The organism is Patiriisocius sp. 208BN25-11 (assembly GCF_058147145.1).
In genome coordinates, this window is sequence record NZ_JBYVJY010000009.1 from 117,302 (window position 1) to 128,479 (window position 11,178).

At 37.0% G+C, this 11,178-nt stretch carries 12 protein-coding genes; 7 read left to right on the plus strand and 5 right to left on the minus strand.

Going from position 1 to position 11,178, the window contains the following annotated elements; translation table 11 throughout:
* The first annotated feature begins 8 nt into the window (after positions 1-8).
* The 7 genes from ACY2RS_RS11440 (at position 9) to ACY2RS_RS11470 (ending at position 6,166) form a co-directional block, all read left to right on the plus strand.
* Positions 9-545 (plus strand): GNAT family N-acetyltransferase, encoded by a 537-nt coding sequence (locus tag ACY2RS_RS11440; protein ID WP_490098789.1) that lies wholly within the window; start codon positions 9-11, stop codon positions 543-545.
* A 151-nt stretch (positions 546-696) separates the two neighbouring features.
* On the plus strand, positions 697-1,461 hold the full coding sequence (locus ACY2RS_RS11445) for a ParA family protein (RefSeq protein WP_490098790.1): 765 nt from the start codon (positions 697-699) through the stop codon (positions 1,459-1,461).
* A gap of 25 nt (positions 1,462-1,486) precedes the next feature.
* A complete protein-coding gene (locus ACY2RS_RS11450) occupies positions 1,487-2,386 on the plus strand; it encodes a ParB/RepB/Spo0J family partition protein (protein WP_490098791.1) in 900 nt (299 codons plus the stop codon).
* Positions 2,376-2,969 carry a DUF5683 domain-containing protein gene (locus ACY2RS_RS11455; protein WP_490098792.1) on the plus strand — a complete coding sequence of 198 codons (594 nt, stop codon included), beginning with the start codon at positions 2,376-2,378 and terminating at the stop codon, positions 2,967-2,969. Before ACY2RS_RS11450 ends, ACY2RS_RS11455 begins: the two co-directional genes overlap by 11 nt.
* Complete coding sequence (dapB, locus tag ACY2RS_RS11460) at positions 2,966-3,664, plus strand: 4-hydroxy-tetrahydrodipicolinate reductase (protein WP_490098793.1); 699 nt, start codon at positions 2,966-2,968, stop codon at positions 3,662-3,664. Before ACY2RS_RS11455 ends, dapB begins: the two co-directional genes overlap by 4 nt.
* 264 nt (positions 3,665-3,928) lie before the next feature.
* Positions 3,929-5,542, plus strand: coding sequence for a signal peptidase I (gene lepB / locus ACY2RS_RS11465; protein ID WP_490098794.1), 1,614 nt, complete (start codon positions 3,929-3,931; stop codon positions 5,540-5,542).
* Positions 5,543-5,545: 3 nt separating this feature from the next.
* Entirely contained in the window at positions 5,546-6,166 is a 621-nt protein-coding gene (locus ACY2RS_RS11470; protein ID WP_490098795.1) for a WbqC family protein, read from the plus strand.
* Here ACY2RS_RS11470 and ACY2RS_RS11475 read toward each other — a convergent pair.
* Genes ACY2RS_RS11475 through ACY2RS_RS11495 form a run of 5 tightly spaced genes read right to left on the minus strand, consistent with a single transcriptional unit; the run spans position 6,163 to position 10,981 of the window.
* Positions 6,163-7,197, minus strand: coding sequence for an endonuclease/exonuclease/phosphatase family protein (locus tag ACY2RS_RS11475; protein WP_490098796.1), 1,035 nt, complete (start codon positions 7,195-7,197; stop codon positions 6,163-6,165). The genes ACY2RS_RS11470 and ACY2RS_RS11475 overlap by 4 nt on opposite strands.
* Before the next feature lie 9 nt (positions 7,198-7,206).
* Complete coding sequence (locus ACY2RS_RS11480) at positions 7,207-8,043, minus strand: rhomboid family intramembrane serine protease (RefSeq protein ID WP_490098797.1); 837 nt, start codon at positions 8,041-8,043, stop codon at positions 7,207-7,209.
* 34 nt (positions 8,044-8,077) lie between these two features.
* Entirely contained in the window at positions 8,078-8,836 is a 759-nt protein-coding gene (locus ACY2RS_RS11485) for a rhomboid family intramembrane serine protease (RefSeq protein WP_490098798.1), read from the minus strand.
* A gap of 7 nt (positions 8,837-8,843) precedes the next feature.
* The gene (mutL, locus tag ACY2RS_RS11490; protein WP_490098799.1) at positions 8,844-10,715 is read right to left on the minus strand and encodes a DNA mismatch repair endonuclease MutL; all 1,872 of its coding nucleotides are present in this window, start codon (positions 10,713-10,715) and stop codon (positions 8,844-8,846) included.
* Positions 10,715-10,981, minus strand: a complete 267-nt coding sequence (locus tag ACY2RS_RS11495) for a hypothetical protein (RefSeq protein WP_490098800.1) — start codon at positions 10,979-10,981, stop codon at positions 10,715-10,717. The genes mutL and ACY2RS_RS11495 overlap by 1 nt, the downstream gene beginning before the upstream one ends.
* Positions 10,982-11,178: the final 197 nt, after the last annotated feature.

The window sequence follows — 11,178 nt, forward strand, 5'->3', positions numbered from 1 at the left end:
TTAAGAAGGTGGATACTAACTATGTTTTAAAAACACAGCGTCTCGGACTTCGCAATTGGCAGGATCAAGATATAATACCCTATGCTGCTATGTGCGCAGATCCAGAAGTAATGGAGTTTTTCCCAAAAACTGCTTCTTTAGAAGAAACTGCAGCGCAAATAACTCGTTTTAAAAATCATTTTAAACTACATAGCTATACCTACTTTGCTGCTGAAATTTTAGAAACCCAAGAATTTATAGGTTTTATTGGTATGGCATGGCAAGATTGGCAAAGTAATTATACTCCCAATGCAGATATTGGATGGCGTCTCAAAAAAAGTGCCTGGGGCAAAGGATATGCAACAGAAGGTGCAAAAGCATGTCTCAAAAACGCTAAACAATTGTTTGGATTAGAAAAAGTAATTTCTGTCGCTTCTATTGGGAATACAAATTCAATTCATGTTATGAAAAAGATTGGGATGCAGGCGCATGGTACTTTTGAACATCCAAAACTTATAGAACACCCGCACCTTAATCCTTGTGTAGCCTATAGCATTCAACTTTAAAAACGAATACCATCTATTAATTATCGATCTACAAAACGATACTAACATACTGACCTCTAAGGCTAAAAAACATGTTCACTATCTGTTAACAAAAATGATTTAGAATTCGGTTATTAAGTGGTATTTTTAACCCTTAAATCAAGACAACTTAATGGGTAAGATTATTGCAATTGCAAACCAAAAAGGAGGCGTAGGAAAAACAACCACATCGGTGAACCTTGCTGCATCCCTAGGAGTTTTAGAAAAGAAGGTGTTATTAATTGATGCAGATCCGCAAGCCAATGCCACATCTGGGTTAGGTATTGACGTAGAAGCTGTCACCAATGGGACCTATCAATTGCTAGAACACTCTACAACGGCAAAGAATGCCATTGTACAAACCACTTCCCCTAACCTTGATTTAATTCCAGCGCATATTGATCTTGTAGCCATAGAAATTGAATTGGTAGACAAAGAGAATAGAGAATACATGCTCAAACAAATGATCACCGATCTAAAAAATGAGTATGATTACATCTTAATTGACTGTGCTCCATCTTTAGGCTTGCTAACACTTAATGCCTTAACAGCTGCAGATTCTGTTATTATTCCTATTCAGTGTGAATACTTTGCATTGGAAGGTTTAGGGAAACTTTTAAACACAGTAAAAAGTGTTCAAAAAATTCACAATCCAGAGCTAGACATTGAAGGATTGCTACTTACCATGTACGATTCTAGATTGCGTCTCTCAAACCAAGTAGTAGAAGAGGTAAAAAAACATTTTGATGCCATGGTCTTTAAGACAATCATTCAGCGTAATGTGCGTTTAAGTGAAGCACCTAGTTATGGTGAAAGCATTATTAGTTATGATGCCAGTAGTAAAGGAGCCAACAATTACTTAAGTTTGGCAGAAGAGTTAATAGAAAAAAACAATTAAAGTCAATCGCTTAGGCGACTAGAACATGGCTAAAGCAACAAAAAAACAAGCATTAGGACGTGGCCTTTCTGCCCTACTGAAAGACCCTGCCAACGATATTCAATCTGCAAACGACAAAAATGCCGACAAGGTTGTGGGTAACATTGTAGAATTAGAACTAACTGCTATTGAAGTAAACCCATTTCAACCTAGAACGAGTTTTAATGAAGAAGCGCTTCGTGAGTTGGCATCTTCGATTCGAGAGTTAGGAGTTATACAGCCCATCACAGTTCGTAAACTTGGATTCAACCAATACCAATTGGTGAGTGGTGAACGCCGTTTTAGAGCTTCTGGATTAATCGGTCTTAAAACCATTCCTGCATACATACGTATTGCCAACGATCAAGAGTCGTTAGAGATGGCATTGGTGGAGAACATCCAACGTGAAGATTTAGATCCTATAGAAATCGCACTTTCGTATCAACGTCTCATCGAAGAAATTGATTTGACTCAAGAAGAAATGAGCGAACGTGTAGGGAAAAATAGATCTACGATTGCGAATTACTTACGCTTGTTAAAATTAGATCCCATTATTCAAACAGGAATGCGTGACGGATTTATATCTATGGGTCATGGTAGAGCACTTATCAACATCGATGATACAGATGCCCAACTTTCTATTTATGAAAAAATTCTTGGGGACAAACTATCAGTTCGTGATACCGAAGCTTTGGTGCGCAGCATAAAATCGCCAACTGCCACTTCGAAGCCTGTTGCTAAAGGATTACCAGACTATGCTACCGAAGCTAAAAAACAAGTCGCAGCTGCATTAGACACGAGCATAGATGTGAAAGTAAACAACGCTGGAAAAGGGCAATTTATCCTCCCATTTAAAAATAAAGAAGATTTTAATCGTCTCTTGAAGCTACTCACTCGTGAAGCATAAACTACTGTATATCATCTTGTTTTTTGCAACCATACCTTTGTTTGCACAAGACAACGACAGCCTTTCTGTTGCTAAAGAGGTGAAAGTAGTCATCAAAGATACCCTTACTCAAAAAGAAGCTTACGACCCTTTAGCGCCTTCTAGAGCAGCTTTTTTTTCGGCTGCATTGCCTGGTTTAGGTCAGGCTTACAATAAAAAATACTGGAAAATACCAGTGATTTATGCTGGGATGGCTGCAGGTGTTTATTTCTATATTCAAAACGACAACGATTACGATCGTTTTAGAGATGCCTACAAACGTAGACTTGCAGGCTTTACAGACGATGAATTTTTTGGCACAGGAACCACGCCTGCCATTTCTAACGACAGATTAATTGATGCGCAACGAAGTGCACAACGAAACAAAGATGTAAGCATTATTGTATCGCTCGCATTCTATTTATTAAACATTGTAGATGCCAATGTTGATGCACATTTACGGCAATATGATGTAAGTGAAGATCTTTCCATTACTCCAAATTTAAACACTACCAATTTTACACAGCCAAGCTACGGGCTCTCGTTTAAATACACCATAAAATGAAAATAGCATTATTAGGATATGGTAAAATGGGAAAAACCATTGAAAGATTGGCGCTACAAAAAGGGCATGAAATAGTGTATACAAGTAGTTCTTCTTCGCAAAGCGGAAATTTTAGTGCGGCAGAAGTAGCGATAGAATTTTCGATACCCGAGATGGCCGTTTCTAATATCACAAAATGTTTTGAAGCAGGCATACCAGTAGTCTCAGGAACAACAGGATGGTTGTCTGAAAAAGAGGCCTTAGAAAAAGTGTGTGAAAAATGTAACGGAAGTTTCATCTATGCGTCAAACTTCAGCGTTGGCGTGAATTTGTTTTTTAACTTAAATGAACAGCTCGCAAAATTAATGAAACGGTGGAGTGACTATGAGGTTAGTATGGAAGAAATTCACCATACTCAAAAATTAGATGCGCCTAGTGGCACAGCTATATCATTAGCGGAGGGCTTGTTACCCTTTTCACAAAAAGACAAATGGATTTTAGATGAAACTGCAGCAGATGCAATGACTATAAAAGCCATTCGAAAAGAAGATGTAAAAGGAACACATAGCATATCCTATACATCGTCTATTGATACCATTAGCATCAAACACGAAGCGCATACCAGAGATGGATTTGCCAAAGGAGCGATATTGGCAGCAGAATTTTTAATAGACAAAAAAGGAATATTTACAATGAAAGATGTGCTAGGAATATAACAAATGTCGAATGTCGAAATTAAAATAATAAATTGTGTTCCTCTTGTTGAGGCACTACTATTTCAGAAAAAACTTGAAAAATCGAGTATAAGTATGGAAAAAAAAATACAGCCAGTAGATAACTGGACTCCCCCTTTGACCGCGTGCGCTAAAGCTATTGCGGTGGCGCAAGGGGGCTAGGGGGATGTTTTACATTATAACATGTACACTACGAATTAAAAACACTTAAAACTAAATCAATAGATTTAGCAAAAAAAATAAATTATGAGTTTAACAGGTTGGTTACTTTTTATCTTAATCATACAAGTGGTTCACTTTCTAGGAACATGGAAATTTTATGTTGCCGCAGGAAGAAAAGCTTGGGAAGCTGCAGTACCAGTGTATAATGCATTAGTGTTGTTGCAAATTCTGAAACGTCCATGGTGGTGGGTTTTATTGCTCTTTATCCCTATTGTGAACCTCATTATGTTTCCAGTATTATGGGTAGAACTTTTAAACAGATTTGGAAGAACTAGTATTTCAGATACACTTTTGGTACTGGTAACTGGTGGCCTTTATTTATTTTACATTAACTATACCCAAAAACTCACTTATTTACAAGACGACGAACTAAAAAAACCTAACGGACTTGTAGAATGGATTGGTTCTTTGGCCTTCGCTATTGTAGCGGCAACCATTGTACATACCTATGTGATGCAACCTTTTGTCATTCCGACTTCTTCCTTAGAAAAAACATTATTGGTAGGGGATTTTCTATTTGTAAGTAAGTTTCATTTTGGCGCAAGAACACCCATGACACCCGTTGCGATGCCTATGATGCATGATGTGTTTATTGGTACTGGAGCAAAATCGTATGTCCCAGATATACAAGCACCAAGTACGCGCCTACCAGGATTTGAAGACATAGAACACAACGACATAGTTGTATTTAACTGGCCAATTGATGAGTTTGAAAATATCGGCCCGCCACCTTCTGGATATATGTACAAGCCTGTTGACAAAAAATCTAATTATGTAAAACGTTGTGTTGGGCTTCCAGGAGATTCGTTAGAAGTTCGTGATGGATATGTCTACATTAATGGAAAACAAAACGAATTACCGGACCGTGCAAAATTACAGTTTGCTTATACGGTTACATCCAAAGCAATTTTAGTAAAAACTGGAGCTAACAACAAGTTACTGCCAGAGCCAAATAATTATATTGCTAGCAGATATGATATTAGCGATATGTACCCAATCTCTGTAGATCAAAAAACTAGAGTCTATACTTATGTAGCACACTTAACAGATAAAGCGTCCGAGGGACTTAAAAACTACCCAGATGTTATTGATGTAAAGAGAAGAATGGGAGAAAAAGGAAAACGAGATGAAGGTATTTTTCCAGAATCTCCATCCTATGCATGGAATACTGACCAATTTGGTCCTATCTACATTCCTGAAGCTGGAAAGACGGTGGCGATTACCTCTGAAAGCATTCCTTTCTATAAACGAATTATTGAGACCTATGAAGGTAGCGAACTAGGCATTGATAATACCATTTCTCAAAATGGGACTACCGTTTTATTGAACGGGTCACCGATTACAGAGTACACCTTTAAAATGGATTATTACTGGCTAATGGGAGACAATAGAAACAACTCACAAGATGCGCGTTCTTGGGGATATGTACCTATGAATCATGTGGTAGGAAAACCTGTTTTTGTTTGGATGAGTTTTAACAGCAAAGCCAAAGGTCTTTTTAATAAAATTAGATGGGAGCGTTTCTTTACTACCGTAAGTGGTAAGGGAGAAACTACTTCATATTTAATTCCTTTTTTAATAGTATTAGCCGGATGGATTGGGTTTAGACAATTTCAGAAAAGAAGAAAGAAAGCCTAAAACGTGGCAGGACATATTCTTATATATCCCACCTACTTCCCTTCTATCGCAGCCATGGTTGCCATAGCAAAGGCAGATGGCATTACCTTAGAAGTATCTGATAATTATCAAAAACAAACCTATAGAAATAGAGCATACATTGCGCATAGTAATGGAAAACTACTACTAAACATTCCTGTAAAACACTCCAAGGGAGAACGACATCAAAAAACCAAAGATGTAGTGCCGGAAAATGATTTTCCTTGGTTGGCAGAGCATTGGAAATCGATACAGACTGCCTATAGAACCTCTCCCTACTTCGAATACTACGAAGATGATATTGCGCCACTATTTGCAGCTCCTGTTAAGAATTTGCTAGACTTTAATATTCGTATATTAGAAACCCTACTTGAATTTATAGGCTTGGAAGTTCAAATACAAAAGAGTGATAGCTATCATAAAGAAACAACACTTATAGACCGTCGTTCTCTAGCCACTTGTAAAAAAGAACCAAGCTATGGATTCACAAAATACCATCAAGTTTTTGAAGCCAATCATGGCTATTTAGAAAATTTATCTTGTATTGATTTACTTTTTAATGAAGGACCAAACACATTGCACTATTTAGAAAGTCAGTCCCTTTAGTTTGAAGGAATTCCAACAACCGAGGTAATGGGGAAATGATCTGAGAAGGTTTCGTCTAGTGTTTGAAAGTCTACTACCTCTAACATTTCCGAAGTAAAAATATAATCAATCCGCATGGGATACGAATCAAATCGAAAGGTAGTTCCTAAGCCATTTCCTTTTTCAATAAAAGCATCTTTCATACCCGCTTGGAGTTTTCGGTAGATGTATGAAAAAGCCGTGTTATTAAAATCACCACCTAAAATTATTGGATATTTTGAGGTCTTACTATGTGCTAAAATAGTCTCTACTTGTTCTTGCTGTTTTTCAAAAGCGGTTGTCATTCTGCCAAACAACTTATCCTTATCTTCTTCCTGTAATGAGTTTACAGTTGGCTTTATACTTAACGATTTTAAGTGCAAATTATACAACCGTAAGGTATCTTGTCCTTTTACAACATCTGCATACATGGTATTGTTATACGTATGCTCAAAATCAAATGCGTTTTTATTTAATAGCGGATATTTAGAGAAAATTGCATGGCCCAAACCCACTTTTTCATTCTTAAAGTGAATATAAGAATAAGGATATTCAGAAAAAAACTGAGGGGATTCTCTATAATATTCTTGTATGAACACCACATCAGGATTTGATGCTTTTAATGTTTTTTTTAGCACTTCTGAAATATGAGATGCATCTACACTTGTTTCATAAGCATTAAACAGTCGCACATTATAACTCAATACTGAAATTGTATTTTGAAAATCACTTACATTCCCTTCTTCAGAAAATTTATAAAAGGGATTAAAAAACAAATAAGCAGCTACGATCATTATAGCAGACAATAAAAATTGTCGTTTTAACTGCACCAACCAATACAAACCAAATAAAAACGTAAGTAAAATAAGTGGGGAAACTGCTAAGCTTAACAAAGAAAGTGTTGGAAAGCTTTTAGGAGCCATATAAGGTAATACAAAAGACACTAAAAGTAAGAGCGCAACAATACTGTTGCACCAAAAAAGAATCTTCCCAAAAAAAGAGAGCTTTTTCAAAATTTAGTTTTATTCGTTACCGGCTTTAAAAAGGAAATCTTTCTCTGCTTTTGTTAAGCTTTCATAACCACTCTTACCTATTTTATCCAGAATGGCATCTACCTTCATTTGACGTTCATCTTTAACGCCACTTACAGGTTTCTTAGTCTTATTTTTGGCTGTCTTATGTACTTTTTTAAAAGGTTTTTCTTTTCTTGTTTTAAACAAGTCTGCTACCCAATCTAAAAATTTCTCAAACCAGGCGCCAATATCGTTGCCTTTTAATAATTGTGTGGCGTAGAAATACCCAAAAATAGCACCCCCAATATGAGATAACATACCACCAGCATTGGTTCCGGTTCCTAATCTGACCAAATCTAATAAGAACAATCCTAATGCTAATTGCCATAGTTTTATGGTGACCATGAAAAAGCGAAAAGACACATTGGGAGAATAGGTTCCAATAAAAACCATCAATGCAGACACAGAGGCCGAGGCACCAAGCAAATACCCAGCAGTACTTTTAAACACAGGAAATACATTATAGCCAACTACAAACAACAGCCCACCAAATAAAGCACCAAGTAAATAAATGGTTAAGAAACGTTTTTCATTAAATAGGTTTAATATAAACCTAGAAAAGAAGTGAAGCCATAACATATTAAATAAAATATGCCAAAAACCGCCGTGTAAGAAACTATAGGTAAGAATAGACCAAGGTTGCTTCGCAATTTCAATGATATTCTCTGGCAATACAAACCATTTCATCAACGTATCTGTAGAAGTCCTAAACAAAAAAGAGGATATATAGAACGCAAAAAACACAATCACGTTAATAACAATTAACTTAATCGCAATATTCTGCATCTTAAATTTGTATGCTAAACTTTGTCCTTGCATCTTAGTCCCAACGGGTGTTATTTAAATCGTTTTTCTTCCAGTAATATGCCATAATAAAGCCAAAGAGCGCTCCGCCAATATGTGCCCAGTTGGCAATGTTTTGTCCGAATACAGAAAACCCTGTTAATCCAGAAAACAAGTCCATGAGTAGTAAACCAGGGATAAAATATTTTGCTTTGATTGGAACTGGTAAAAAGATAAGCATCAAACCAGTGTTTGGATACATCAATCCAAAGGCAACCAAGATACCATACAAAGCTCCTGATGCTCCAACGGCGGGTACATTAAAAGAATTAAAAAAGTTCTGTACTTGATCTCCTAATGCAGGAATCTCCCTGTAACTACCTGGAGCAACTGTGTTATTAATCATATTCCACATATCAGAATCAGTAATACCTGAAGCCTTCAATAGCTCTAGACCATTTTGAAAATGATAATAACCCACCAAAGAATGTATGAACGCAGCACCCAATCCTGCAGAAAAGTAGAAAAACAAAAACTTTTTCTGACCCCAACGTGCTTCAAGTGGCGAACCAAACATATATAGACCAAACATGTTAAAAAAGATATGCATTAAGCCATTGCGATCATGCATAAACATATGTGTAATAGGCTGCCAGAATTGAAAATCTGGATGTTCAAAGTAATACAGTGAAAACAAGCGATAGGCTACTTCGGTGTCTAAGACAAACAAAGAGCCCACATAGAAGATCACATTAATAATGATCAATATTTTAACGGTATCGGTGATTCTTCCCATATAGCGGTTACATAAACTTTTTATCTAAGTCATTTGCATCTAATGTGATAATGACTGGTTTGTTGGACGGCGAAACACTGGGTTCTTTGCACATAAACAATTGGTGTACCAAATGCTCTCTTTCTTTACTACTTAATGCTACTCCCGTTTTTACCGCCATACTTTTTGCCATAGAACGTACCAATAAATCGTTTTGGCTAAAGCCTGCATCGGGCACTTCATCCATGATGTCTTTAATAAGCTGCTCTAAAACAGAACTTGCCTGACTTTCTACCAAGGCAACTGGAATACCACTAATAGACACCGTATCGTCCCCAAATGTTTCAAAAACAAAGCCCGTATGCTCTAATTGCTCCTGAATTTTTTGAAGCACTTCCATATCTGGTTTCGAAAAATGCATTTCTAACGGAAACAATAATTGCTGGCTTACGGCTTGCTGTAAGGTAATATTCTTGAGCAATTCTTCATACAAAACACGTTGATGTGCCAAGTGTTGGTGTATGACCATCATCCCACTTTTTATAGGACTAATGATGTATTTATTTTGTAGCTGAAATGTTTGGTGTCCAACATCATTGCTTTCTTCTTCAAACAAGCTTCCTGTTACTTCGTCACTTTCAAACGTGAGATGTGTTTCTGGAGTATGTTTAGAAGGGATTTCTTCATCTTTAAGTCCGACATACAAGGATTCCCAATGTGCGGTATTTTTTTCTTTCTTGTAGGTATGATGACTACTTCCTCCACCAGAACTGCGCTGCTTAGGTGTATCACTTTCAAATGGATTAAAACTTCTATCTACCTCTATGGTTGGAGCGACAGCCGGTTTATTTGCATAGGCGTAGGGTGTGTCTAAACTACTTTCTCTATTAAAATCAAGTACCGGTGCAATGCTAAACTGCCCTAAGCTATGTTTCACCGTAGCGCGTAACATGGCATACAAAGCATGCTCATCATCAAACTTAATTTCTGTTTTGGTTGGATGTATGTTAATATCAATAGACGTTGGATCAACTTCTAAAAACAAGAAATAACCAGGGTGTGTTCGGTCTTTTAAGAGGCCTTCAAAAGCTGCATTTACTGCATGGTTAAGATACGGACTTTTTATAAATCGATTGTTGACAAAAAAGAATTGCTCTCCTCTACTCTTTTTTGCAAAATCAGGTTTCAAAACAAAACCTTCAATTTTTAATATGTCGGTAGTTTCGTCAACAGGAACTAGCTTCTCGTTTGTCTTATTTCCGAAGATATTTACAATACGCTGGCGCACATTGCTCTCTGGTAAATTAAACACAGGAGTCCCATTGTGTAACATGGTAAATGCTATCTGGGGATGCGCCAATGCCACTCTATGAAACTCGTCGATAATGTGACGTGTCTCAACAGGATTCGATTTTAGAAAATTTCGCCTTGCGGGAATATTAAAAAATAAATTCTTTACAGAAATAGTAGTGCCACTTGGAACCACTGCAGGCTCTTGATCTGATACTTTACTTCCAGCGATGGTAATTTTGGTACCAATATCTTGGTCGTGTTGCTTGGTCTTAAGCTCTACATGGGCAATCGCCGCAATAGAGGCTAGCGCTTCTCCTCGAAAACCTTTAGTATTGAGATTGAATAGATCTTCGGCGATTTTAATTTTTGAGGTAGCATGTCGCTCAAAACTAAGCCGTGCGTCTGTCGGACTCATACCTACACCATTATCGGTAACTTGTACAAGCGTTTTTCCAGCCTCTTTAATCACTAAAGTTATGGCAGTTGCTTTTGCATCAATGGCATTCTCAAGGAGTTCTTTTACCACAGAAGCTGGGCGCTGAACCACCTCTCCTGCAGCTATTTGATTGGCAACATGATCTGGTAATAATTGTATAATATCTGCCATTAGCTAGAAAAAATTGACAGGTCGAAATCTATAATATACAAGAAGATAAAAATTAAAACAGCCATGATGATGAGTACTGTTCTATTAAACTCCATGTTATTACGATTGCGATTAGATATTCGCGCGTTTTGCCACTGTCCGGCATAATCGTTTTCGTTGTAGGTATCTGCATAGGCATCGAACCTAGAAGGGTGCTTAGCATCTTCAACATGCTCTTTCCCTTTGTAGTAGCGCGGAGTATAGTTAAATCGATTGTTCGATTTCAACTTTTTTATGACGGTAAATTTCGTGGGTCCCATAAGCTCGTGCAATTCCCTCAAATATAGCAAAAATAGGGTTTCGTAGACGTTAAGAAATAGACAATTTTTTAACAAAAGGATAGCAATTAGCAATTAGCAATTAGCAATTAGCAATTAGCAATTAGCAATTAGCAATTAGCAATTAGCAATTAGCAATTAGCAAT